Annotated in this window: 24 protein-coding genes, 1 pseudogene and 1 riboswitch; of the genes and pseudogenes, 21 read left to right on the forward strand and 4 right to left on the reverse strand. The window is 67.9% G+C overall.

The annotated features are described in order from the left end of the window. The first annotated feature begins 208 nt into the window (after positions 1 to 208). The 5 genes from IF20_RS34090 (at position 209) to IF20_RS34105 (ending at position 3,092) form a co-directional block, all read left to right on the forward strand. A complete protein-coding gene (locus tag IF20_RS34090; protein WP_052869315.1) occupies positions 209 to 637 on the forward strand; it encodes a VOC family protein in 429 nt (142 codons plus the stop codon). Between the two features lie 290 nt (positions 638 to 927). Continuing rightward, positions 928 to 1,374 (forward strand): peptidoglycan-binding domain-containing protein, encoded by a 447-nt coding sequence (locus IF20_RS34095; RefSeq protein ID WP_052869316.1) that lies wholly within the window; start codon positions 928 to 930, stop codon positions 1,372 to 1,374. A gap of 525 nt (positions 1,375 to 1,899) precedes the next feature. Further along, on the forward strand, positions 1,900 to 2,445 hold the full coding sequence (locus IF20_RS34100) for a hypothetical protein (RefSeq protein ID WP_052869317.1): 546 nt from the start codon (positions 1,900 to 1,902) through the stop codon (positions 2,443 to 2,445). After that, on the forward strand, positions 2,430 to 2,588 hold the full coding sequence (locus IF20_RS39550; protein ID WP_199896886.1) for a hypothetical protein: 159 nt from the start codon (positions 2,430 to 2,432) through the stop codon (positions 2,586 to 2,588). Before IF20_RS34100 ends, IF20_RS39550 begins: the two co-directional genes overlap by 16 nt. Before the next feature lie 75 nt (positions 2,589 to 2,663). Beyond that, a complete protein-coding gene (locus IF20_RS34105) occupies positions 2,664 to 3,092 on the forward strand; it encodes a VOC family protein (protein WP_052869318.1) in 429 nt (142 codons plus the stop codon). Between the two features lie 199 nt (positions 3,093 to 3,291). Here the strand turns inward: IF20_RS34105 and arsB are convergent, their stop codons facing one another. Together arsB and IF20_RS34115 are read right to left on the reverse strand one after the other, a co-directional pair. Beyond that, entirely contained in the window at positions 3,292 to 4,458 is a 1,167-nt protein-coding gene (gene arsB / locus IF20_RS34110; protein WP_110944819.1) for an ACR3 family arsenite efflux transporter, read from the reverse strand. Continuing rightward, positions 4,455 to 4,853 (reverse strand): ArsR/SmtB family transcription factor, encoded by a 399-nt coding sequence (locus tag IF20_RS34115; RefSeq protein ID WP_052869319.1) that lies wholly within the window; start codon positions 4,851 to 4,853, stop codon positions 4,455 to 4,457. Before IF20_RS34115 ends, arsB begins: the two co-directional genes overlap by 4 nt. 79 nt (positions 4,854 to 4,932) lie before the next feature. On the opposite strand from IF20_RS34115, the gene IF20_RS34120 reads away from it, so the two are divergent. From IF20_RS34120 to IF20_RS39555, 4 genes are all read left to right on the forward strand, one after another. Continuing rightward, positions 4,933 to 5,358, forward strand: coding sequence for an ArsI/CadI family heavy metal resistance metalloenzyme (locus tag IF20_RS34120; protein ID WP_052869320.1), 426 nt, complete (start codon positions 4,933 to 4,935; stop codon positions 5,356 to 5,358). 174 nt (positions 5,359 to 5,532) lie between these two features. Then, on the forward strand, positions 5,533 to 5,991 hold the full coding sequence (locus tag IF20_RS34125; protein ID WP_052869321.1) for a GNAT family N-acetyltransferase: 459 nt from the start codon (positions 5,533 to 5,535) through the stop codon (positions 5,989 to 5,991). Between the two features lie 133 nt (positions 5,992 to 6,124). Continuing rightward, positions 6,125 to 6,210: riboswitch (ZMP/ZTP riboswitch) on the reverse strand. 147 nt (positions 6,211 to 6,357) lie between these two features. Beyond that, positions 6,358 to 6,912: a DinB family protein gene (locus IF20_RS34130; protein ID WP_052869363.1), complete on the forward strand. Its 555-nt coding sequence runs from the start codon at positions 6,358 to 6,360 to the stop codon at positions 6,910 to 6,912. Positions 6,913 to 8,210: 1,298 nt separating this feature from the next. Continuing rightward, positions 8,211 to 9,521, forward strand: a complete 1,311-nt coding sequence (locus IF20_RS39555) for an ATP-binding protein (protein ID WP_052869322.1) — start codon at positions 8,211 to 8,213, stop codon at positions 9,519 to 9,521. Between the two features lie 113 nt (positions 9,522 to 9,634). On the opposite strand, the gene IF20_RS34140 is transcribed toward IF20_RS39555, so the two are convergent. Next, the gene (locus tag IF20_RS34140; RefSeq protein WP_052869323.1) at positions 9,635 to 10,828 is read right to left on the reverse strand and encodes an RtcB family protein; all 1,194 of its coding nucleotides are present in this window, start codon (positions 10,826 to 10,828) and stop codon (positions 9,635 to 9,637) included. Positions 10,829 to 11,016: 188 nt separating this feature from the next. Between IF20_RS34140 and IF20_RS34145 the strand changes: the two genes are divergently transcribed. The 12 genes and pseudogenes from IF20_RS34145 to IF20_RS34200 all read left to right on the forward strand — a co-directional run bounded on the left by IF20_RS34145 (position 11,017) and on the right by IF20_RS34200 (position 24,513). Then, positions 11,017 to 12,129 carry a hypothetical protein gene (locus tag IF20_RS34145; protein WP_234426948.1) on the forward strand — a complete coding sequence of 371 codons (1,113 nt, stop codon included), beginning with the start codon at positions 11,017 to 11,019 and terminating at the stop codon, positions 12,127 to 12,129. A gap of 149 nt (positions 12,130 to 12,278) precedes the next feature. Then, a complete protein-coding gene (locus IF20_RS34150) occupies positions 12,279 to 12,989 on the forward strand; it encodes a DUF3558 family protein (protein ID WP_052869325.1) in 711 nt (236 codons plus the stop codon). A gap of 194 nt (positions 12,990 to 13,183) precedes the next feature. After that, positions 13,184 to 13,657: pseudogene (locus tag IF20_RS34155) on the forward strand (DUF2637 domain-containing protein); the annotation flags it as partial. A gap of 97 nt (positions 13,658 to 13,754) precedes the next feature. Further along, the gene (locus IF20_RS34160) at positions 13,755 to 14,897 is read left to right on the forward strand and encodes a tyrosine-type recombinase/integrase (protein WP_110944822.1); all 1,143 of its coding nucleotides are present in this window, start codon (positions 13,755 to 13,757) and stop codon (positions 14,895 to 14,897) included. Between the two features lie 692 nt (positions 14,898 to 15,589). Continuing rightward, positions 15,590 to 17,413: a tyrosine-type recombinase/integrase gene (locus IF20_RS34165; protein ID WP_052869326.1), complete on the forward strand. Its 1,824-nt coding sequence runs from the start codon at positions 15,590 to 15,592 to the stop codon at positions 17,411 to 17,413. Beyond that, positions 17,410 to 17,979: a DUF6262 family protein gene (locus IF20_RS34170; RefSeq protein ID WP_110944824.1), complete on the forward strand. Its 570-nt coding sequence runs from the start codon at positions 17,410 to 17,412 to the stop codon at positions 17,977 to 17,979. The genes IF20_RS34165 and IF20_RS34170 overlap by 4 nt, the downstream gene beginning before the upstream one ends. Before the next feature lie 482 nt (positions 17,980 to 18,461). After that, positions 18,462 to 18,956 carry a Pycsar system effector family protein gene (locus IF20_RS39560; RefSeq protein ID WP_052869327.1) on the forward strand — a complete coding sequence of 165 codons (495 nt, stop codon included), beginning with the start codon at positions 18,462 to 18,464 and terminating at the stop codon, positions 18,954 to 18,956. A gap of 33 nt (positions 18,957 to 18,989) precedes the next feature. Then, entirely contained in the window at positions 18,990 to 19,643 is a 654-nt protein-coding gene (locus IF20_RS34180) for a Crp/Fnr family transcriptional regulator (protein WP_110944825.1), read from the forward strand. A gap of 116 nt (positions 19,644 to 19,759) precedes the next feature. After that, complete coding sequence (locus tag IF20_RS34185) at positions 19,760 to 20,572, forward strand: hypothetical protein (RefSeq protein ID WP_052869328.1); 813 nt, start codon at positions 19,760 to 19,762, stop codon at positions 20,570 to 20,572. A gap of 69 nt (positions 20,573 to 20,641) precedes the next feature. Further along, positions 20,642 to 22,858: a hypothetical protein gene (locus IF20_RS39565; RefSeq protein ID WP_199896887.1), complete on the forward strand. Its 2,217-nt coding sequence runs from the start codon at positions 20,642 to 20,644 to the stop codon at positions 22,856 to 22,858. Then, positions 22,855 to 23,487 carry a hypothetical protein gene (locus tag IF20_RS39570; RefSeq protein ID WP_199896888.1) on the forward strand — a complete coding sequence of 211 codons (633 nt, stop codon included), beginning with the start codon at positions 22,855 to 22,857 and terminating at the stop codon, positions 23,485 to 23,487. Before IF20_RS39565 ends, IF20_RS39570 begins: the two co-directional genes overlap by 4 nt. A gap of 153 nt (positions 23,488 to 23,640) precedes the next feature. Then, positions 23,641 to 24,513 (forward strand): hypothetical protein, encoded by an 873-nt coding sequence (locus IF20_RS34200; protein ID WP_052869331.1) that lies wholly within the window; start codon positions 23,641 to 23,643, stop codon positions 24,511 to 24,513. Positions 24,514 to 24,547: 34 nt separating this feature from the next. On the opposite strand, the gene IF20_RS34205 is transcribed toward IF20_RS34200, so the two are convergent. Then, positions 24,548 to 24,769, reverse strand: coding sequence for a hypothetical protein (locus tag IF20_RS34205; RefSeq protein ID WP_052869332.1), 222 nt, complete (start codon positions 24,767 to 24,769; stop codon positions 24,548 to 24,550). Between the last annotated feature and the right edge of the window lie 133 nt (positions 24,770 to 24,902).

The following is a 24,902-nucleotide window of genomic DNA, read 5'->3' on the forward strand; positions in this document are numbered from 1 at the left end:
ACTTCCTGCACACCTACAACTACCATCGCTGCCACACCGCACTCGGAGGCCAGCCACCCATCACCCGCGTCAACAACCCTGCGGGTCAATACACCTAGGACCTCCGTCCCCGGCCCGCCCGACCCCGGCGGAGGCCGAACGGCCGATGCGCGCGCCGCCGGCCTGCGGATACGGTCCTGAGGGCCGCCTCGCAGCGAAGGAGCCCACCATGCGCGCCGTCCCCGCTCCCGTAACCGTCACCGCATTCGACCACCTGGTCCTCAACGTCACCGACGTCGAACGCGCGCTGGACTTCTACTGCGGGCCGCTCGGCCTCGAACCGGTCCGGGTGGACGCATGGCGGGCCGGCGAGGCGCCGTTCCCGTCGGTGCGGGTGAGTCCGACGACCATCATCGACCTGGTGCGGGCCCCGGAAGCGGCGTCCGGCGCCGATGGCGCCCCGGCCCGCCCCAACGTCGACCACCTCTGCCTGGTCGTCGCGCCGCTGGACTGGCAGCAGGTCGTCGACTCCGGGGTGTTCACGGTCGTCGACGGCCCCGGCAAGCGCTTCGGCGCCCGGGGCACGGCCGAGTCCCTCTACGTCCGGGACCCGGACGGCAACACGGTCGAACTGCGCTGGTACCCGGCGGACGCGTAACCGTCGGCCTGCGCCGGCACTCGATGGTCCCCCTGCCCGTCGAGCCACGGCGACACCCGGCGGACAAGCCATCATCCAGCCGCGCAGGTACCCGGCGGACACGTGATCGTCGAGCAACGCCGACGACCGGCGGACGCCCTCGTCGAGCAACGCAACGACCGGCGGACGCCCGACCGGCGGGCCGTGCCGGTACCCGGCGGACGCCTGGGGCACACCGCGGGCGACGGACCTTCACAAGATCCACAATGGTCACGCCACATGATTGTCCGCTCGCCGGGCACGGGACCCGCGTGAGCACTTTCCGTATCCCCACCCCCCGTTTCCGCAGGCCCGGCAGGGCCCTCAAGCGCGCGGCCGTCCTGGCCGCGGGCGCAGGCCTGTTGACCACCGGCCTGCTCGCCACCCCGGCCTCCGCCGCGATGGGCGACAACGTCGTGCACGGCCCGGCCGCGTGCGTCTTCTCCGAGGACCGCGGCGCCGTCGCCCTCGGCGAGGCCGGCGACCAGGTCTCCCAGATCCAGTGCCTGCTGGCCAACCGCCAGTACCTGGGCTGGAACAACCTCAGCGGCACCTTCGACGCCAACACCCTGGCGGCCGTGGCCCACTTCCAGGCCGACCACGGCCTCGTCCCCGACGGCATCGTCTCCCCGACGACCTGGGACGCCCTGTACAAGGCGGGCCTGCCGGCCGGCCCGGTGCAGTCCCCCGGGCAGCCGGCACACGGGTCCGCGGCCTGACCGCGCACCCCCGCCGCACCTGAGAGGGCCGGACCCCGCCGGGGTCCGGCCCTGCTGCACTGAGGGCCCTCGGCCCGCGGCCGTGACCGGACCGGTGGTCGGCGGCGCGACCGCCCCCGGTCACATGGGGGGCGTGGAAAAGCGGCTCCTGGGTACCTGGCGCTCAAGTCGAGGGCCGGCACCCGGGGCCAGCCCTCGGTCAGGCTTGTCCCGTCCGGAAAGGTGGCGGGACAAGCTGCACCCCACCGAAGCTGCACCCCACCGACCCGGGCGCCCGCCGCACCGGCCCTCCGGCCGCCCCGGGCCACCCACCCGCCTGACCGGCACACTCCTCTCCGCACACCCTTTCCCCGCCACGCCCGCCCGGTCCCGGACGCCACGCGGCCCGCTGGATCGCGACGTTGCGCGTCGGTCCGCTGGATCGTGACGTTGCGGGTCGGCCCGCTGGATCGTCACGTTGCGGATCGGCCCGCTGGATCGTCACGTTGCGGGTCGGCCCGCTGCCCCTCCGGGCATACTGCCGCCATGGAAAGCGATCGGCCGAACGAGGAGCACGACAAGGCCGACCGCGCGCGCCGGAACGTCCGCCGCGCGCGCCGCCGGAACGCCGCCGACGAACGGGACCGCGCGGCCGACGCCCGCGAACGCACGGCCGACGCCCGCGAACGCACGGCCGACGCCCGCGAGCGCAGGGCCGATGAACGGGAACGCGCGGCCGACGCGCGAGAGGCCGTCGTGGACGCGTGGCAGGAGCGACTCGCCGCGTGGGAAAGCCGGGTGGACCAGCGGGCCCGCACGGAGGGATCCACGGCACCCAGCCCCCGACAGCGCTCGTACGAAGCGATCGAGCGGGCCCGGGGATTGGTGGAAGCCAGCCAGGACCGGCTGGACCGCAGCGAAGCAGCACTGCGCCGCGCGGACGCGCGCGACGAACGGGAACAGCGCGCCATCGAGCGGGAGATCGCCGATACCGAAGCGCTGGGGGTGGCCGCGGGCCCGCACCGCACGAAGTTCTGGAGGCCGCGGCGCTCCGCTTACGGGAGCAGTTCACGGCGGTGGCCACCGCGCTGAGCGCCGCCGAGGACGCACTGGCCGACGAGTACGAACGCCTCGCCCCTGACTGGATGCACCGCGCCGAGGCGGCCCGCCACCGCGCCGAACAAGCCCGCCACTCGGCGGCCCGCCTCCGCCCCGACAATGAACACGAGGTCTGACGGGCACAGCCGTACGAGGCGCTGACACCCCGCGGGTTCGGCCGAAGGCACGTGCCCTGCCCTTACGGTGACCCGGTGACGTCGATCAAGGAATTCCAGGTCACCTTCGACTGCGCGGAACCTGAGCGCCTCGCCCGCTTCTGGTGCGAGGTGCTGGGGTACGTCGTACCGCCGCCTCCGGAGAACTTCGCCACGTGGGACGATTTCACGCGCTCCCAATCCCCTGAGCAGCAGGACGCGTGGTTCGCCTGCACCGACCCCTCAGGCGTGGGCCCGCGACTGTACTTCCAGCGCGTCCCCGAAGGGAAAACCGCCAAGAACCGGGTGCATCTCGACGTGCGGGTCGGCACCGGACTCGTGGGCGAAGAGCGCCTGGCCGCGCTGGAGGCCGAATGCGCACGGCTGATCCGGCTCGGAGCGGTCCACGTACGCACGCTGTACGACGGCACTGACTCGTGCATCCCGATGCTGGACATCGAGGGCAACGAGTTCTGCATCGACTGAGGGCCGCGGCGGGCCGACCAGCAGCGCGCGACGACCTTCTCGACGGGCTCGTCAGCGGCGGAATCGGCGGAAGGGGTGGAAGGGGCAGAAGCGGCGGACTTCGATGCGCCCGCCCGCGAGATGCGCGAGGAGCGCGGCGGCCATCCGGGGGCGGCCCGCGTCGTGCACGCGGACGAACGGAACCGGTGGCCTCCGGCGGTCAGACGCGGGCGGGGCTCTCTCCAGCGGTCGGCGCATCGGCTGCTGCGGCGGGGCGGGGGAAGAACCGGCGGGTCGCCATGGCCACGTACACCAGGCCGATGAGCACCGGCACCTCGATGAGCGGGCCGACGACACCGGCCAGCGCCTGCCCGGAGGTGGCGCCGAAGGTGGCGATGGCTACGGCGATGGCGAGCTCGAAGTTGTTGCCCGCCGCGGTGAACGCCAGCGTCGTCGTACGCGGGTAGTCCAGTCCGACCGCCTTGCCCAGCGCCATGCCACCGGCCCACACGACGGCGAAGTACACCAGCAGCGGCAGGGCGATCCGAATGACGTCGACCGGCTTCGAGGTGATCGCGTCCCCTTGCAGCGCGAACAGCACCACGATGGTGAACAGCAGCCCGTACAGCGCGAAGGGGCCGATACGCGGGATCAGCCGGGACTCGTACCAGGACCGTCCCTTGGCCTTCTCACCCAGGCGCCGGGTCAGGTAACCCGCGACCAGCGGGATGCCGAGGAAGATCAGCACGCTGCGGGCGATCTCCCACGCGTCCACGTCGAGACCCGCCTGCTCCAGGCCGAGCCATCCGGGCAGTACGGACAGGTAGAACCACCCGAGCGCGGAGAACGCGACCACCTGGAACGCGGAATTCAGCGCGACGAGGACGGCGGCGGCTTCCCGGTCGCCGCAGGCCAGGTCGTTCCAGACGATGACCATGGCGATGCAGCGGGCCAGGCCCACGATGATCAGCCCGGTACGGTACTCCGGCAGGTCCGGGAGGAAGATCCACGCGAGCGCGAACATGACCGCCGGGCCGACGATCCAGTTCAGCACGAGGGACGGGATCAGCAAACGGCGGTCGCGGGTGACGGTGTCCAGGCGGTCGTAACGGACCTTGGCCAGGACCGGATACATCATCACCAGCAGGCCGAGCGCGATCGGCAGCGAGACACCGGTGACGGTCACCTGCGCCAGCACATCGCCGAGGCCGGGCACGAGGCGTCCCAGACCGAGGCCGGCGGCCATGGCGGCCAGGATCCATACGGCGAGGTAGCGGTCCAAGAACGACAGCCGTGCCGCCACGGGCGCGGTGGAGGCGGTGGACGCGGTGGATGCGGTGGACGCGGTGGATGCGGTGGATGCGGTGGACGGGGTGTCGGCAGTCATGAGGCGACCCCGGCTTCGGCGGGCCGCTCGGGCAGCGGCTGACCGGCAGGACGGGCGAGAACCCCGGCGAGCCGGTCGGTCATCTCCGGCAGCAGCCAGTAGTACACCCACGTGCCGCGCCGCTCGCAGTCGATCAGACCGGCCTGCCGCAGCAGCTTGAGATGGTGGGAGATCGTCGGCTGGGACAGATCGAAGGCAGGCGTCAGGTCACACACGCACACCTCTCCCCCGGCACGCGAAGCGATCATCGACAGCAGCCGCAGCCGGATCGGGTCGCCCAGGGCCTTGAACACCTTCGCCAGTTCCACGGCCTGGTCCGCGTGCAGCGGAGCGGTCAGCAGGCCCGGGCAGCAGGCGTCGACCTCACCAGGCACCTCGGCCTCTTGTTTCGACATACCTCTATATTGATATCCTTCAATTCAAGGCGCAAGCTTGCATCGACAAACGTCGATCCAACAGATCAGGGGGACCGCCATGTCCCGTGTTCAGCTCGCTCTCAACGTCGCCGACCTCGAAGGATCGGTGGAGTTCTACTCCAAGCTGTTCGGCGTCGAGCCCACCAAGCGCCGCCCCGGATACGCCAACTTCGCGATCACCGACCCCCCGCTGAAGCTCGTCCTGATCGAGGGAGCGGCGGGCCAGGACACCCGCCTCGATCACCTCGGCGTCGAGGTGGAGTCCACCGACCAGGTCACCGCGGCCACCGACCGCCTGACGGCCGCGGGCCTGGCCACCTTCGAGGAGAACGACACTTCCTGCTGCTACGCCCTCCAGGACAAGGTCTGGGTCCACGGCCCCGGCAAGGAGCCCTGGGAGGTCTACGCCGTCAAGGCCGACACCGACCGGATGGGCACGAGCGCGGCCCTCAACCCCACTGCGGACGCCTGCTGCGGAAGCTGAAGCCTGCGACTCCGGAATCTCCTCCATCGCCCCCCGGAATCTCCTCCATCGGCCCCGGCATCTCCTCCATCGCCCCAGGCCCTCGTCCCGTTCCTCGGCCACGTGGTTGCGGGTGGGGGGGAGGCCGCTGCCGCACCGGTCGGATCGTTCCGCCCGATCGTTGGGTTGGAGGCCATGGAGATCGTTTCCCGCGCCTACGACCATCCGCACGTCTCGTCATTGGTCGAACAACTGCAGGCCGAGTACGTCCGGATCTACGGGGCACCGGACAGCAGCCCCACCGATCACCAGCAGTTCTCGCCGCCGCGTGGCGCGTTCGCGGTGGGTTACGAGGATGCTGTACCTGTCGCGATGGGCGGCTGGCGCTTCCGGGAGGACGGCCGCGCCGAACTCAAGCGTATGTACGTCGTCGATGAGTGGCGCGGCAGTGGGCACTCCCGTGCCGTCCTGGCGTGGCTGGAGGCGTCGGCCGCGACCGCGGGCGCACCGGCGATCGTCCTGGAGACCAATCAACGCCACCCCGCAGCAATCGGCCTGTACCGCTCCTGCGGCTATACCGAGGTCCCGGCCTTCGGCTACTACGCCGACGACCCGCTCACCGTCTACCTCGGACGACCACTGCCCCCTCGATAGACCTCCACGGCGTCGGAGGCGATGCCCTACTCGCCGCCGCGAGGACATGGTGTCGGTTCCTGCCTCACGGTTTGGTTGCGGTGATGGTATGCAAACCGCGCGGGCCGACGGCGCTGTGCGTACGTGACTACCGACCACTCGCCCAGGCGCACGGCAACGACGTCTCGTCAGGCCGCTCCCCGGTGGTGCTCCACCTCAGCGCCAGTCACGGCCCACTCCGCACTGTAGTGGACACGAGGGGAGGCCGTGAGTTGACGGTACGATCGGTGAGGTCGTCCCGCGGCGGAGGGCACACGTCGTGGAGCGGCGCCCGCACCGGCGGACGAGGGCTTCTGTCCCACCTCGTCATGGGCGAGAATGCCGGGCATGGCCAGCCTGAACAGAAGAGCTGAGTTGTTCGCCACCGACGCTGAACAGGATGCGCGGTTCAGTGGTCCTGCGACCGGTGACGAGAGGCCCATGCTCGTCGATCTCCTGACGGCTCAGCGGGCGACGTTGGAGATGAAGTGCGCCGGCTTGGCAGCGGAGTTGTCCGAGCGGTCCGTGGAGCCGTCCACCCTCTCCCTGCTCGGCCTGGTCCGGCACCTCGCCGACGTGGAACGTCGCTGGTTCCGGCGGGTACTGGCCGGGCAGGACGCACCACCGCTCTTCTCCTCGAAAACTCACCCCGACGGGGACTTCGACGGCGCCACGTCCGACCCCGCGGTGATCGCGGCGGGGTGGCAGGCCTGGCGTACCGAGGTGGCGTTCGCCGAGCGCTTCGTCGTCGAGGCCCCCCACCTCGACATCGAGGGCCTGGACTCGTGGCGTGGGACGGTGTCCCTGCGCTGGGTACTCCTCCACATGATCGAGGAGTACGCCAGGCACAACGGGCACGCGGACCTGATTCGGGAGCGGATCGACGGCGCGAGAGGCATGTGAAGCCGGTCGGTCACGTCTCGATGAGGGGTCACGTCTCGATGAGCGGTCACGTCTCGATGAGAAGGACCCGGTCGACGGTCCTCGGTCAGGCCCCCGAGGCTGAATCCGAAGAGGTCCGCCCGCTCGATCCCCAGGTGGTCCAGCAGCGCCACCGCATCGTCGCCAGGTTCGGGAGAGTTGGCTCCCGGTCGATCCCGGGACCGCAGCCACGGCCCGTGTCCGGCGCATCGTGAACGGCTGCGTCCCGGCCCGTTCTCCTCGCTCTTGGCCGACGCCGGGCCGTTCGGCCGGTGGGACATGCACTGCTGCTCGTCGATCGCGCTACTCCCGCACGATCGCGGTCCGCCGTAGTCGCAAACGGTCACTTTCTCTGCAACCGTCACTCGGCGTGGTGGGCATGGGCAGACTGCTCCCATTCCGGATACGGGGAGGGGCGGGGGAGGGGCGATCGTGGCCAGGCGGAGGCAGGGGGCGGGGAACCTGCCCGCGGAGACTACGGAGCTGGTCGGGCGGCGGGCGGAGCTGGCGCAGATCCGGCGGCTGCTCGGGGGCGCCCGGCTGGTGACGCCGACCGGGGTCGGTGGGGTGGGCAAGACGCGGCTGGCGCTCCGGACCGCGTACGAGGCACAGCCGTCCTTTCGGGACGGGGTCTGGTGGGTGGAGCTGTCGGCGCTGCGGCAGGGCGAGCTGCTGGCGCACACCGTCGCCGAGGCGCTGCCGCTGACCGACCAGACGATCCGCCCGATGATCGACGTACTCGTCGACTACCTCGCCGACCGCGAGCTGCTGCTGGTCCTGGACACCTGCGAGCACCTGACCGACGCCTGCGCCATGGCCGCCGAGGCGCTGCTGCGGGCCGCGCCGGGGCTGCGGGTCCTGGCCACCAGTCGCCGGCTCCTGGGCGTGGTCGGCGAGGAGGTGTTCACGGTGGAGCCGCTGCCGGTGCCGACGACCGAGGCCATGGGGGCTGTGGGGGCTGCTGGGGCGGACCCGGTGGATGCGGTCGATGGGGTGGATGCGGTGGCGCTGCTGGCCGCGCGGGCCGCCGAGGCGGTGCCGGGGTTCGCGGTCACCGACGTTAACCGGCGCGATGTGGTGGCCCTGTGCCGGCGGCTGGAGGGGCTGCCGCTGGCACTGGAGCTGGCCGCGGCCCGGCTGCGAGAGCAGTCGGTGGCCCAACTTGCCAGGCGGCTGGAGGACCGGTTCGCGGTCCTGGGCGAGACGAACGAGTTGGTGGACGGGGCCGAGCCCCCCTGGCACCAGGCGCTGCGAACCGCGATCGGCTGGAGCCACCAGCTGTGCCCCCGTCCGCCCGCCTGCTGTGGGCCCGGCTCTCGGTCTTCGCCGGCACCTTCCACGCCGAGGCCGCCCGCCAAGTCTGCGCCGACGAACACCTCCCGGCCGAGCAGATCCCGGACCTGCTCACCGCGCTGGCTGACAAGTCGATCCTGATCTGGCAGCCCACCGGCGGTGGCGAGCGCTACCGGATGCTCGACACCATCCGCGAGTTCGGCGCCGGCTGGCTGCACCGACTGGGCGAGGAGCACGCGCTGCGTCGCTGCCACCGGGACTACTACCTGGCCCTGGCCCAGCGGGCGGACGCCGCCTGGATCGGACCCGACCAGATCGTCTGGTACGAGCGGATGCTGGCCGAGTACGCCAACCTGCGGGCCGCACTGGACTTCTGCCTCGCCGAGCAGGACGGGTACACCGCGCTGGAGCTGACCGGGGCATTGTGGTTCTTCTGGTTCGCCTGCGGCTTTCCCAAGGAGGGTCGACACTACCTGAACCGGGCTCTGGACCTGGGCCCCGCCTCCGGGCCGGCCCGGGCCAAGGCTCTGTGGAGCTGCGGTCACACCGCCATCAATCTGGGCGACACGGAGACCAGCCTCCGCCTAGCCGGCGTATTCCGGGCGGCCGTGGCCGAGGAGGCCGGCGACGAAAGCGCCGCGTTCGCCGCCGCCTGTCTGGAGGGCGCCGGTCTCGCGGTACACGGTCGGCAGGCGCAGGCTGCCGAGGCGCTCGACGCGGTGCCGCACACCCGACCGGCCGGTGGGCGTTATCACGCGGCGTGGTTCCTCCTACGGGCCACCCGGGCCTTCGTTCACGTCCACCACGGGCAGTTCGCCGACGCCATGGTCATCGCCGACGAGCTGTGCGCCGCATGCGCCAGGCGCGGCGAAACCTGGATGCGCGCCTGGGGCGGCTACAACCGTGCCCTCGCCCCGCTCGGGCTGGGGCGGGCGGAGGAGGCCACGACCCATGTCCGCACCGCCCTGGACGGCAAGCGCCGCCTGCACGACAGCGTCGGCATGGCCATGACCCTCGACACGCTCGCCTCCGCAGCCGTCGCCGCGGGGCGCGCCGAGCAGGCCGCCCGCCTCCTCGGCATCGCCGAGCAGATCTGGCACACCCTCGGCACTCCTCAGATGGGCTCGCCCGAACTCGTCGCCGCCCGCCAGGCGTGCGAGCAACAGGCTCGCCACCTCATCGGCGACGACGCCTACGAGACCGCCTTCCGCACCGGCTACGACACCGCCCCCGACACCGCCATCACCTACGCCCTCCGCACCCCCGAGGCCGCCCCACCGCAGGCTCCGGTCAACTGACGACAGCCCGATGCCGTCTGACGCCCCACTCCCCCATCTCCCCCACCAACAGCGGTGGCCCCGACCGCTGCCGGCCCGGGGCCACCGAATACGCGTAGTGCTGGACTTGGACTTCAGCCCTTCACGCAGATGACCTGCTTGAGCTTGGCGACGACCTGGACCAGGTCGCGCTGCTGCTCGATGACCTTCTCGATGGGCTTGTACGCGCCCGGGATCTCGTCCACCACGCCGGAGTCCTTACGGCACTCCACACCCCGCGTCTGCTCCTCCAGGTCCTTGGTGGAGAAACGCTTCTTCGCGGCGTTGCGGCTCATCTTCCGCCCCGCACCGTGCGAGGCGGAGTTGAAGGACTTCTCGTTGCCCAGGCCCTTCACGATGTACGAACCGGTCCCCATCGACCCCGGGATGATCCCGTAGTCCCCGCTCCCGGCCCGGATCGCCCCCTTCCGGGTCACGAGCAGATCCATGCCCTCGTACCGCTCCTCCGCCACGTAGTTGTGATGGCAGGAGATGACCGGGTCGAAGGTCGGGCGGGCCTTCTTGAACTCCTTGCGGACGATGTCCTGGAAGAGGGCCATCATGATCGCGCGGTTGTGCTTGGCGTACTCCTGGGCCCAGAACAGGTCGTTGCGGTACGCCGCCATCTGCGGGGTGTCCGCGATGAAGACGGCGAGGTCGCGGTCGACCAGGCCCTGGTTGTGCGGCAGCTTCTGGGCCTCGCCGATGTGGAAGTCGGCGAGCTCCTTGCCGATGTTGCGGGAGCCGGAGTGCAGCATCAGCCAGACGGAGTCGTTCTCGTCCAGGCAGAACTCGATGAAGTGGTTGCCCGAGCCGAGTGTTCCCATCTGCTTCGTCGCCCGGTCCTGGCGGAACTTGACCGCGTCGGCGATGCCGTCGAAGCGGGTCCAGAAGTCGTCCCAGCCGGCCGTTCCGTAACCGTGCAGGCGGGACGGGTCCACCGGGTCGTCGTGCATGCCGCGGCCGACCGGGATGGCTTCCTCGATCTTGGAGCGGATGCGGGAGAGGTCACCGGGCAGGTCGTTCGCCGTGAGGGAGGTCTTGACCGCGGACATCCCGCAGCCGATGTCGACGCCGACCGCCGCCGGGCAGACCGCGCCGTGCATCGCGATGACCGAGCCGACCGTGGCGCCCTTGCCGTAGTGCACGTCGGGCATCACGGCGAGGCCCTTGATCCACGGCAGGGTCGCGACGTTGCGCAGCTGCTGCAGCGCCGCGCCCTCGACCGTGGCCGGGTCCGTCCACATGCGGATCGGTACCTGCGCACCAGGCACTTCCACGTACGACATGACTTCCCCATTCCCCCGAAACGGTTGAAAAACCACAAAAACCACAAAGATAAGGAAACGCAAAACGCGGACAAAGCACCCGATCAGCGACGGCGGACCGGCGTGCGCGGCGATGCGTGCGGTAGACATTGTGTCCATCAGCCGCTGCTGGGCGGCAACCGGATTTCGTACGGAAGGAGCCGGTGACGGTGCAGCGAAGGTCGTCCGTACGAGGGGCCGCAGTAGCGGCGGCCGTGGCGCTGGCCACCATTCTGACCAGCTGCTCCGGCGGCTCCGACGCCGATACGGGGGCCGACGACTCCAAGGGCGGCGACAGCACGTCCTCGGCGCCGGTCGCCGAGCCGGGCAAGTTCGACTCGCTGCCCGAGCCCTGCGGGCTGCCCGGCCGGAGCACGCTGCGCAGCCTGCTGCCCACCGACGGCTCGCCGGAGACCTCCGCCGAGGCCGAGAAGGTCTACCGCGGCCAGGCCGACATCACCTTCGACACCGACCGCCGGGTCGGCTGCCGCTGGAAGCGCGAGACCTCCGAGGGCAGCCGCCACCTCACCATCGACCTGCAGCGCGTCGTGTCGTACGACGGGGCCGCCAGCGACGATGCCAAGGCCCAGGAGCTGTACGCGAAGAAGGAGCTGGCGGCCCACATCCCGAACGACGCGGCGAAGACCCCGCCGGTCCGCACCCCTTCCCCGACCGGAAGCGAAAAGGGCTCGACCGGAAGCGAAAAGGGCTCGACCGGGAGCGAGAAGGGCTCGGCCGGAAGCGAGAAGGGCTCGGCCGGGAGGCAGGACGAGAAGGAGAACGGGCAGCAGGACGGGGAGACCGGGACAAGGAAGCAGACCTCCGGGGGCGCGGACGAGCGCGGCGAGCGCCCCGCCGGCGGCAAGGGCGCCGCCGCCGACCCCTCGGGCAGCCCGTCGGCGCGCCAGAAGGGTGCCGACGGCGAGACCGCCGGGAAGGGCGCCGGCGACGCCACGCAGCCGTCCGACACCCGTACGGCCGAAGGCGACTCGCCCGATTCCTCCGAGTCCGCCGGCTCCGACGAGACTCCCGGCTCCGAGGCGAGCCTCGCGCCGCGCCCGCTCGCCGACCTCGGTGACGCCGCCTTCCTGAACGACGCGCTGGTGACGGCGGATTCCGGCCTGCACCGTGACATCACGGTCGTCTTCCGGGTGTCGAATGTGATCGTCACCATTGAGTACGACCAGTGGTCCACCGACAAGTCCGTCCTTCCCGACCGTCGTGAGCTGCAGGAAAAGGCGCAGAAGCTGGCCGCGGAGCTGGCCGCGCACTGGACCGGATGAGCGGTGACGGGCGCCGGTACCGGTTACCGTCGGCGAGTAACGACGTGAATCGGCCACCGGCGCCCGGCCGCCGCGTACCGTGCGACCCAGGGGCCACCTGGGCCCTGCGCGCGGAACGGCCGCTCGCACGACGATGAAGCGAAGGAACCATGCACCGTTCAGCCAAGCGACTCGCCAGCTACCTCGCCTGCGCAGCCGTACCGGTGATGCTTGTCGCCGGCTGCTCCGACGACTCCGGCAAGGACTCGGGCGGCAACGCGTCGAAGTCCCCGTCCCAGAGCAGCTCGCCGAAGGTGGCACCGGGCAAGTTCAAGAAGCTCCCCGACCCCTGCAAGGCCATCACCAAGGACCGCGTCAAGAAGATGCTGCCCGCCGTGAAGGACGAGGGCGGCGAGCAGGGCAAGAGCAGCGACACCGCCGCGCACGGCACCTGCACCTGGAGCAGTGAGGAGCGGCAGGGCAAGGGCGGCATCAACGGCACGCAGTTCCGCTGGCTCGCGGTCAACCTGCAGCGCTACGACTCCGACCCCGCCCTGGGCTCCGGCGACAAGCGCGCGGGCGGTTTCTTCAACAAGCAGGTGGACGCGGCCAAGACCACCAAGGGCGCCAAGAACGTCAAGAGCGAGAACGCCAAGGACATCGGCGACCAGGCGACCATGGTCACGTACGACCTGAAGAAGGACGGCAACGACTTCAAGAACCAGACGCTCGTCGCCCGTACCGCCAACGCCGTGGTCACCATCAACTTCAACGGCGCGGGCCTGGCCGGCGCGAAGGCCCCGAAGGGCGACGAGATGATGAAGGACGCGGAGGAGGCCGCGAAGCAGGCCGTCAACGCGATCGCCCAGGCGAACAAGTAGAGAACAAGTAGGGCGAGCAAGCAGGGCGGCAAGCAGGACGAGCAAGTAGGACATACCCGGACCACGGGCCCGCCCTCCGGCGTACCACTCGGGTAACGCCTGTGGCCCTCCCCGCTCTCGGCACCGCGGGTGTGCCAGGCTAGGCGCGCCAGTCAGCCAAGTGCGGGGAGGGATCGCGGGTGGCCGCGATACGGATGAGCCGTACGCACCGAATACTCATCGGTGTCGTCGTCGCGGGCGCGCTCGTGATCGCCGCGATCGGCTTCGCCGGTTCGTACTCGGCGGTCCGCGCCCTGGCCGAGCAGAAGGGCTTCGGCACCTTCTCCTACGTCTTCCCGATCGGCATCGACGCGGGGATCGTCGTCCTCCTCGCCCTCGACCTGCTGCTGACCTGGATCCGCATCCCCTTCCCGCTGCTGCGCCAGACCGCCTGGCTGCTGACCGCCGCGACCATCGCCTTCAACGGCGCCGCGGCCTGGCCCGACCCGCTCGGCGTCGGCATGCACGCGGTGATCCCCGTGCTCTTCGTCGTCGCCGTCGAGGCTGCCCGGCACGCGGTCGGCCGGATCGCCGACCTCACCGCCGACCGGCACATGGAGGGCGTCCGGCTCTCGCGCTGGCTGCTGGCGCCCGGTTCGACGTTCCGGCTGTGGCGCCGGATGAATATCTCTATGCCGCACTGACCCGTCAGGGACATGAGGCACGTCTTGTCACTCGTTCGTGGCTCACAAGTATCTACAACGCGGGAGTCACGTTAGGTACGGCATGAACGCCGACGCCTTTCAAGCTGAACGGGCCCTCTCCCCCACCGGAGGTCCTCAGAACACCCGGTGGGTCATCCTCGATCCTCAGCTCTCGATCCACAGGGAGGGGACAGACTTCCTCACGTTCCTGCACGGTGCGGACCGGTCCGTGAACACCATCAGGGTCTACGCGGGGCGGCTGGCCTTGTTCCTGACCTGGTGCGCCGAGCACTCAGTCGACTGGAGAACCGTCACCCTGGCCTCAATGGCGCGCTTCCGGTTCTGGCTGGAGTCCACTGCTGGCAAGCGGGGCAAGCCGCGCTCCGGCGCTACAGTCAACGCGACGATCACGGCGGTGGTGGAGTACCTGCGATACTGCGCTCGCCACGAACTGATCCCGCCGGAGGTAGCGGACCGCTTGGCCCAGCCGCGCTACCTCGCTACACCGCCGCCAGGCTTCGACACCGGTGAGCGCGGACAGTTCCGTACCGTGCGCGCGAAGGCAATCAAGTCACGCGAGGTGGAGAAGCCCTACGAGGCCCTGGCCGCGGAGCAGGTCACCACGGCGGTGGCCGGATGTCGTACGGCCCGCGACAGGTTCCTGCTGGTGCTCATGCTGGCGACCGGAATCCGCATTGGGGAGGCCCTGGGGCTACGAAGGCAGGACATGCACTTTCTGCCGGACTCTCGTGCGCTGGGATGCAGCGTGTCCGGAGCCCACATTCACGTACGGCATCGCCGGGACAACGAGAACAAGGCTCTGGCTAAGTCCCGCTACCCGCGGGCTGTGCCAGTCGACGGCTCCACCGTTGCCGAGTACGTGGCCTACCGCGCTGACCGCGATGCGGTGGCCGAAGCCGAGGCAAATGACCTGGTCTTCGTAAACCTCTATCAGCGCCCTCTGGGCAAGGCGGTGACCTACCAGGCAGCGAAGAGCATGTTCGAGCGGCTGTCGCAGCAATGCGGCTTCGTGGTACGCCCGCACATGCTGCGGCACACCGCCGCGACATCCTGGGTCAGGGCCGGAGTGCCGCTCGACGTCGTTCAGCAGCTGATGGGACACGCGTCGGCCGCGTCCACCGCGATCTACCTGCATGCCAACGAGCGTGAGAAGCGGGAAGCTGTCGAGCGCGTGGCTGCCCGGCGAGAGGTGGCCACGCAATGAAACGCGTGCTCGCCTCCGTTCCGGACTTGCCCTCGCTCCGCGAGCCGGAAGCTCCCGAGGGACATTGGCTGGCTTGGCTGCGTCAGCAAGTGCAGCCTGGCTGGCGGCCAGGCGAGTGGGATCACGAGCGGATGTTCTTCGATGGCGATTTGAGCAATGACGCCACTGGCGCCTCGCGGTGCAAAGTTGTCGCCTGCCGGACCCCGTGCCCTGGTCGTGTCGGCCGGTGTTCGCCCTGCAGCGTGGCGGCTCGGGCGAGTGATCTGTCTGACGAGGAGTTCGACGTCACTCACCAGCCGGCCCGGAAGCGACGCATGAGAGGGATGTCCGGCCGCGAAGCCTGCCTGGTCTCTGACACCACGGGGCGATGTGCACGAGATGCCGTAAGCCATAGGCTGTGCACGACGCACGCTGCTGCCTTCAAAGAGCGCCGGAAGCGGGCTCCCGGACTGCAAGTCAGTGACTGGCAGCAATCGACGATGCCCCGCGCCCTGCCCCGCCGCGGGGCCTGCCTCGTCGGAGGGTGCGACCGCGAGCAAGATCGGCTTCGACTGTGCCCAGCGCACCACGGGAAATGGCTACGCGAGATCAATGGCGGGAGGTACACCCCCGACCAGCTGCTGGCATGGTCAGCCACTACCGGCCCGTTCCTCCAAGTCCATCAGTTCTGGTGTGGAGGGCTTCGCCCCATCGTGGCCCACGAACTTCTTCTCGGCCTGCAGGAGCGGGACCGGGAAGGACTCAGCATCAGTCCGATCGCAGTCCGGCTCGCAATCGCAGCGATCTCCGATGTGGGTTCCCTGTGTGGCCAGGACCTGTCATCACTGCAGTTCGGCAAGGAGAAAGGCAGTAGCCCGGGGCGGGCCTTGCTAGGCCAGATCCAGCGCATGGTCGAGCGCGCGCGGCGGCAGTACGAAGGTGCGGACCCAATGGCGGGCGATGTGTGGGACGCCGCGGCCGTGGGCCTCTGGGCCTCCACCCATCGCCGCTATGACGCGGTGAAGGGCGACATCGACTTTCGCGTCGTCCGGCCAACATGGCTGCGTGCGCTTCTCATGGAATGGGCACGCTCCGTTCGTCCGGCCGTGCAAGATCTGCGTACCTCCCTCCTCGCGTTCTCAGCTGCTTCCGAAGGACTGACCAAGCGGGCCGGGGGCGGTGAGGCCCCCGAGCGTCTGGGAGCCGCGGACATGACTGCGGCAGTCGACGCGATCAAGAAGTCCAGAAAGAAGGACGGGTCCCTCCGCGCGGCAGCTACTCAAGACAAGCTGGTCAGAGCATGGTTTGCAGTGCTGGACTTCGCTCGCGCGAGTGGGTTAATGGACGAGGTGCCCGGTACTTTCAGCCGGGCCCGTCACCACCGTGTCGTTCCCCCCGAATCCAATGAGGAACACGCCGGTCGTGCCCTGCCCGACACAGTCATCCGGCAGCTGGACGCTCAGCTACACCTAGTGGATGTCTCCCACCGGGGCTGGCCGAAGGATCTCTCACAGCTGTTCCACCAGACCGTCTACGCCGTCCTGCGTGACACCGGTCGCCGTCTGGGCGAGGTCGCCAGCCTCAAGGTGGGCTGCGTTGAGCAGGAAGACGATCACTACCAGCTGGTCTACGACAACCACAAAGCCAAGCGCAACGGCCGCCGGCTGCCCATCCCCCAGAGCACGGCCGAATTGATCACTCTCTGGGAGCAGCGCCGCGGCGACCTTCCTCTGACCAAACGAGCCGGACCGTGGCTGTTCCCCAGCTCCCTACACGGCTCAGGCCGAGGAACTGGTCACATCCGGGCTGACAGCCTCTCAGCGGTACTTCGTCTCTGGGTCGACGCGCTCCCCCACATCGACAGCGACGTCCCAGGACTGGACGGGCAGCCGCTGCCCTTCGACCGCTCACAGATCACCGCACACGCCTTCCGCCACACCTACGCCCAGCGACATGCCGATGCTGGCGTTCCCATCGACGTTCTGCGTGATCTCATGGACCACACCTCTGTCAATACGACGATGGGTTACTACCAGGTGACGCTGAAGCGTAAGCGGGAGGCAATCCGCACGCTGGCTCCCCTGGCGGTGAACCGCACTGGCCGGACGGCACCACTCCCCCGGGCCAAGTACGAGATCGCCTCGGTAGCCGTACCGTTCGGCAACTGCACCGAGCCCTCCAACGTCAAGGCCGGCGGCGAGTCCTGTCCTATCCGTTTCCAATGTTCAGGCTGCGCCTTCTACCGCCCCGACCCGTCCTACCTGCCCGCCATCGAAGATCACGTACGCGGCCTGAGATCAGACCGTGAGACCGCTGACGCCATCGGTGCAGCCGACTTCGTACTGGCCAATCTCGGGGCACAGATCAACAGCTTCCAAGCCGTGGCTAACACCATGCGAGAACAGCTTGCCGCGCTACCCGAAGACGAGCGGCGACAGATCGAGGAAGCGAGCAAGATCCTGCGGAAGTCGAGGGCGAATCAGGCCCACAAACTCCTGCCGCTGACAGTGGTCAAGCAACGCAAGGAGACTCAGTGACCCGGCACGATGCGCGCGCTGCCGCGCTCAAGGCAGCACGTGAACGCGACAGCCAGGACAAACGCCGTCGAGTGCTGGAGGTCCTGGACTCCCTGCAACGCTCAGGAACCAGGGTCACGTTCGCCAGAGTGGCCAAGGAGGCCGGTGTTTCTAGCTGGCTCGCATACGCGCCGGGGCTCCGTGAACCCATCGAGGCCGCTCGCCAGCGCCAGAAAGAACTCGGCGTTGAGGCAAACGCTGGTGCCGTTCCGCCACAGAGCCGTGTCAGCCACGCCAGCCTCAAGACCGACCTCGCGCTCGCCCAGCAGCGAATCAAGGAGCTTCGCGAGGAACGCAACCGACTACGTGAGCGTCTACGTCTCCAGCTCGGGGCCGAACTGGACCGGACCGACAGCCACGAACTCATCTCCCGCGTAGATCAGTTGAGCCGCGAGAACGAGCAGCTCACTGGCCAGTTGCGACAGGCTCAGGCTGATAACCGTACGCTTCGCGTCACGGTCGAGAGCTTGGAGGACGACCTGACCGCAGCCCGTCAGAGTCTGCGCAAGATGATGCGCAGCACGTAGAAGCAGATCAGACGGACAGCCGCTCAGGCTGTCATGGCGGATCTGCAAGCATGCCGGCGTTGGGTACTCACACTTGCAGCGGAGGAAGCATGCGTCAGAGAAAGAGCCCCGTCCGCTTCATTCACTTCATGTTGGCCCCTCGCATGGCACGACGTATGTACCTATGGACGCTGGACAACCCAGGCCTCACCTACCAAGTCGCATTGAGGTGGGAGGCAGCTTGGGTCTGTGAACGCGCGAGGTTGCGAAGGACTCACGGGTGGAGGTGGCGGTGGAAGGCGTCTCCGACGGAGCGTGCAGCCATGCGTGTCGTCCTCTTCGAGCCCGCCTCGCAGCAGTCCCCGCGGCAACGCTCCCTATCAGCACGTGGGGCGTAAGGCTTGCCTCGAGCGACGCTCACATTGATCCGCACGCGGTGAACACTGTTGCGCGCGCCACTCAACGTGTGATCATGCTAAGACGGCGGCGATAGGGGGAGAGAGATGGCTGCTGATCCGTTAGAGACAGCATGGAAACTACAGGCTGGGCTGGCAGACTCGACAGGCAAGGCAGATGCTAAAGCATCGTTCGCGCTAGCCATCCAGTCGAGCGCACTGGTGCTACTTGGTGTCCTGACCAGCGCCGGGAAAAGTCCTGGCAACCCGCAGCATGGCATCTCCCTCGCCCTCCTGTGGGCCGGTACTGCCATTCTTGCTTGCGGAGCGTGTTGTGCTGCCATTGCAGTCTCCCCCAACCTGCGCAAGGAACGACGCAGTCCACGTCCTGATGATGACCTCCTCTTCTTCGGGCATCTGCGGCACTGGGACCCCATAGAGCTCGAGACTGCCTTGAAGAACAAGGATCTCCTGCCGAACCTTTCCCGGCAGATCGTGGTGATGAGTGAGATCGCCTGGACTAAGCATCGCCGCGTGCAGTGGTCCTTCGCGTTTGCTGCAGCCGGCTCCGCTGCCCTGGGCTTGGCCGCGATCCTCAAGTGAGCCCGTGCGTTGTACCTGAGGGGGTAGCGCTACATGGTTTACCAACCGCACCGAGCGGTCCTGGGGGAAGATCTGTGGGGCCGGCTCTGTTCCCTGGCCCCCCAACGCCCGCGGCCCACCGGCAGCGTCCTGATGCGCCAAGGCGACCCGGGCACCCACGTTCTCGCGCTCATTTCCGGCTCAGCGATCGTGACACTGACGGGAGGAGAAGGGGAGCGCACTTTGCTCGCCGTACGCGGAGCGGGCGAGTTGTTCGGCGAACTCTCAGTGCTCGACGCGCAGCCCAGATCCGCCTCCGTCACCGCCGCCCGCCCCTGTCTCGTCCATGTAATTGCCGCTCCCCTCTTCGAGCAGTTCGTCACGGAGCACAACTTGACGAACGTGATGCTGCGACACGCCATCGCCCGCGTTCGGACAGCTGAGGAAGTGCGACTGGAACTGGCGACTGCGCCCGTCGTGCACCGGTTGGCCTCCGCCCTGATTCGGCTCATCGAAGCCTCGCCACCAGAAGGCAGCGAGGTAGAAGTTCCCTTGACTCAAGGGGAGCTGGCGCAGCTGATCGGAGCCTCACGCAACGCGGTCGGCACGATCATCGGCACATGGAAGTCAAGGGACTGGGTGGCTACTTCGCCGGCAGGCGGTCTACTGATCAAGAACGTAGAGGCCATCTACAGCTCGCTGCACTGAACCATGTGATGCACCGCACGCCAAGGCTGCCCAGCAGTGGGCAACCTCGCCGCCGCTTCCTCGACACCATGAAGGCCTGAGACCAGACAGTGCCCCCTCGAAGGAGCCGATTAAGGATGCAATCCGAGACCGACTTCCGTGACATTCCCCCGGAGCAGGCCCTGTTCGTGCTGGACATGAAGGGGTACAGCCAAATCCGCGAGTGTCGCATGTCACCCGTCCGCGGTGACCTGGACGACATCCTCGCGCACGTCTTCTCTCAAAGCGGTCTCGCAGATGAGTGGGCAGACGGAAGGCCCTATAAGGACACTGGTGACGGTGCCATCTTCGTCCTACCCACAGCCCGGATGTGGCGGCTAGTGGACCCTCTCCTGGGCAATCTCGACCAGGCACTAGCGCGCTACGACAGGGATCGACTGGCCCGTACTCCCGCCATCAGGCTCAGGGCGAGCATCCACGTCGGTCCTTTGACCCCGGACGACCACCGCGGTAACGCGATCAACGATGCCTGCAGGTTCGTCAACAGCGACCTCGCCTACGCTGGCATGGAAGCCGCCGTCGAAAGCGACGCCTACGTCGCCGCGATCGTGTCTGGGGCTGCCTTCAGTCGCACTGTGGGCGCGGGTCGATCCGACCGACTGTCCGAGAGCCACTTTCTGCCCGCGACCGCGCAGGTACCCGGAAAGCCATCGTTCATCGAGTCGGCCTATATACATGTACCCGGGGTGCCCCCCGCCAATATCGCCAGGCATCTTCCCGCTGACCCAACCGGGCAACAGCGTGACGGTACACCTGCCACTTCCCACGCACCGGGCGGCCCGACACAAGGCTCCGCCGCACCGAAGTTCCAGTTCAACAACACGAACGTGGGCACAGTCGCTGAGCATGTCGGCACCATCCACCAGCCGATCAACTTTCCCAGCGCATGACGATGGGCGGCCTTACGGGGCTGCTCGCAGCGCGTTCCGAAGGCCGCCGACTAACCAGGAGAAGTAACGATGTCCGACACGGACTTTCCGCCGCCCAATCCAGCCCCTATGCCGGCTGTACCGCCCGGCATCCCCCGCGTGCCTCCCTCAGCTTGGCCGGGAGCCAGCGGAGCACCCCGCTCCTCGGATGAGGACGAGTCAACCTTCGAGAAGTCCACCGAAGACCGCCCTCGTGACGTGGGTCGTCATCCTCAACAGGCATCTGCCTCTTATACGTTCAACAGCCCTGTCGGGGTGGTCGCGGATCGTGTCGACAAGATCATCAACGAAACACGCAAGCGAGATGTGTTGGACTGGGTCGAACTCGATCGTCAACGTCTCCTCGAGCGAGAACCGTTCGTCCAAGACCTCAAGTGGGAAACCGCCTGGGGGGCCGCACGCGAGGCCAACAAGGATGGTGTGCGTGTTCTGGTCGTGGTCGCTCCTCGCGGCTGCGGTTCGACGACCTTCACCCACCAATTCATCGCACGCGAAGCGGACACCCGCTTGAAGCTGTGCAGGGCAGAAGCCGACTGGGAAAGCCCAGCAGTGAGCAGACTACCTCTAGGGGTAGGGCATATTCTCCAAATCGACCTCAAGGATCCCGACCAAGATCGACCCACCCCCGCCTTCTTGACAGACCTCGACGGACACGCCAAGAAGCTTGAGGAATGTAAATCCTATCTCATTCTCGCCGTGGCCGAGGAACTGTGGCGCGGCTATCGCTCCTGGACCTCGGAGCGCGTGCGTGTTGTCCATTTGACCGATTCACCTGATCCTCACAAGGTTGTTGCCGCACACCTGCGGACTGCTGGCTACCCAGGGCTTAGCGCCTACGCCCAGACCGGTAAGGCTCGCAAGCAGATCCGCGGGCTGAACGCCGTCGAGGCAGTGCGCGCAGCAAGCATAGTCATCAAGCAATGGGAGGAATTGAGTCGGCGTCGACCGCCAGCCCTTCCAGTAGAAGATGGCCACGAGGCATCGCTAGACCCTGACCTGTGCATGCAAGTCGAAAGTGCACTAGCCGACTGGCGCGACGATTTTGACATTTTGTTCGGTGCTCCCTCCGAGGGCGAACGAAATGGCATGCGCCCGTTGCCGCTTGATGACCGCTGTCTCCTACTGGCACTAGCCCTGCGGCAGTCCTCACCGGTCCTGCAAATCGCTGCAGATGCCCGGCTGCTCCAGGACGAAATCGAGGCGGCCTCAAGTAAGGCGACTGCACAATTCTCGGACACTGGTACTGTATTCGCCGGCCGCGGCTTGCGCCGACGCATTCAAGATGTGGGCGCCGCCGTCGACTCCCGAGACAATGTATCCTTCGATCGCCCTGGCTACGGCCAAGCCGTATTGGCTTATGTGTGGGACAACTACGAAATCATGCGTCCCCGCCTGCTGGAGTGGTTGGTAAAAACCAGTGATACCGCTTCAGACAACGACCCGGCCATCACTGCACTGGCACAGCTCGCTTTCCGCTTCGGAGGAACGAAAGACCTCTCGGACCTGCGCAAGACAGCTCTGAAGGCGCAGGGCCAAGATGTGCTCGGCAAAGTCCTGGCTCGTGCTGCTCAGGATGAGCACACTGGTCGACTCGTCTGGGCAGCCCTCTACTCCTGGGCGTCCCAGGCTGAAATGCAGGCAGTTGTTGTCACCATGTGCCGTGACGTTCTACAGGATCCGCACGCCACCGTGCCCGTGTCCAAGATGGCGATGGTCAGGCTACGCCGAGTAGTACAGGAGGCCGGCGACGGGCCCGCCCGTACCGCCGTGCTCGACGCGTGGCGCGCACTCGCCGACCTGGGTCGAACGGATCTCCTGGTCGACGAGATTCAGAAGTGGCAGCGAAAGGCCACGCAAGGGGCAGCAGGCAAACTTGCCCTACTCGCACTCATGCCTCTCGAACGCGACGGAATTCCCTGGTTGCTGTCTGACACTCCTCCTGACATCGACGTGGAAGCAGGACTGCGGGAGTTGTTCGCAGACATTGATCTTCTGCCGGCGACGATCCCGGTAGTCGTCGCATGGGTCCGCTCCTGCGTCCAGGACACCAGCAGGTACGAAAGGCTGCGAGACCGCCTCCTGTCTCCCCTCAGCAACCAAAGAGTCTTCAAGGCAGGAATGGCATTGATGCAGGCCTTGGCCGAAGTACAGCGGCCTGATGGCAGCAACGTCGGTGAAGACTTGTACGGCAGGCTAGGCGATGCCCACACGAGGGACGTATTCCGCCTCGCGGAGACAACAGCGTGAAGGGGCTGTGGCGCCGAGCGCCGCGCAAGACGACTTCTGCACAGCCGCGTCTCCTCGTCAGCGCTACACCTGGCATCCCGTTCGAGGCAAATATAACTATCTGGTGGCGGCCGAAACGCAGCCAGAACATGAACTTGGAGGAGCAAGTTCGACATGACGTTACGGCCGCTGCCAACGAAGTGGCACAAAATCTAGACGCCACAGACCTGCCTGCCGCTCAGGACGCAATCAATGCAACGGTAGGAGATCTCGCATCGTCGAAGACTCCTCACTATCAACTCACTCAGGTTGACATTCTACTGGGCCTTTCATCGGCATCACGGGAGATACTCATCCAACGCCAGGCCGATGCTGAGCGGATCAGGCGCCTTCGCTTCCTCAAAGAGCAGCTGTACGACGACCCGGCCCTGGTCGCGCTAGACCGGCTGGAAAATCGATCAGAACGGCCGAAGGACGACGAGGTCGCGTACATACAGCGGCTCGCCCGCTCCCTGCGTGCCAATGAGAGCTGGTGGCAACCGCTGCTTGAGCAATGGGAGCAGCTGGGTGCGGGCTTCTCGGATACCGAGATGCAGCACCGCGCTATGCGGGCGCTTATTAAATCGCTTGCAGAACTCAAAGAGAGCTAGTTTCGCGCTGCGCGACTCGAGCCTCCCGGGATCAGCCCACGTCCCCCTCAGCGTCAATCGCTCCGTGCATCGACGATCAACCGCATAACTCACGTACCAGACTCCGTCACAACGCTCTCACCTCTTACTACTCCCCCATGCATAGAGATAAGGATGAAGCTCTGGGAGCTGCGCTCCTACGAGCAGGTGATCAAGCTGGAGCAGGACCGGCTGGTGTACCAGGCGCGGCTGCGGTCCCGGTACGGGCGCGCGTGGCGGCGCAAGGCGCCGGTGGAATCGCTGATGCCGCTGCGGCTGGCCCGGTACGGGGTCCCCCTGGCGGAGACCGTGCCGGCCGGGCTCGCGGCGGCGGGGCTGGAGCCGGCGCGCGAGCCGCGCGGACCGCAGGGGCCGGTACGCCGGGCCGAGCTCGATCCCGCGGCGCTGGACCCGGCGGACTTCGACACTGCGCCCCGGGAACATCCGGCACCGGTCGAGGCGGCCGAGGCGGCGGTACCGGTCGAGGCGGTCGAGGCGGTCGAGGCGGTCGAGGCGGCCGAAGTGTCCGCTCATGTCCCGGCCGAGGGGGCCGCTCACCTCTCCGAGGAGTCCCACCTCCCCGACGAGATCCTCGCGTCGCCCGAAGAGGCCGCCTCCCAGGTCACCGTGCCCGTCGGCCCCGGCCGCAGCCGTCCGCTCGGCAACGCGGGCGCGCCGGTTCCGGCCCCGGTCCCCGAGCAGTGGGCGGCAGCCGAACCCGCGCCGGAGCCCGAGCCGGAGTACGTCTCCGAGCCTGCTGCCCCGCCCGTGGAAACGCTGCCCAGGGGGATGCCACGGGAGGAGCAGTTCTTCCTGGCGTTCCGCACGTACGTAGCCGAGAAGAACGACTTCCCGGACCCGCATCAGTTCGCCGCCTACCTGCTCAACACCTACGGCGTCTCCAGCAAAACCGGGGACGGCCCGCTGAGCGCGAACTACCTCCGCCCGCATCTGCGGGAGTTCCGCCACCGCCTGCGCGAGGAGCAGGAGAGCGAGCACATCGCCTGACCAGCCGTCGTTCGCCCTCTTGTGACCAACCGGCCTAGCCGGCGTTCGCCTTCTTGCGGTCCATCTCGCACCAGGCGACGACCGCGGCGCCGACGAGCAGCATGGTCACGTACGCCCACAGCGGCGGCGTGTCGACCCAGCGGTGCAGCAGGCCCCACTCGGTGTCGGTGAAGAACCGCCCGCCGAGGCCCATCAGGCCCTGGATGAGGGCGAACCAGCCGGCGAGCCCGAGGAAACCCTTCGCGTAACCCTTCATGGGTCCACGGTCACGGAAGCGGCCCCGGGAAACATCGTTCCCGGGGCCGAGCCCGTCGTGCGAGGCATCCGCCGGAAGTCGCAGCCGCACGCCCGCCGGAAGGCGGGCGCCATCGGCGGCGGGATACCGGCGG

Source organism: Streptomyces niger, assembly GCF_000718305.1.
Taxonomy (GTDB): domain Bacteria; phylum Actinomycetota; class Actinomycetes; order Streptomycetales; family Streptomycetaceae; genus Streptomyces; species Streptomyces niger.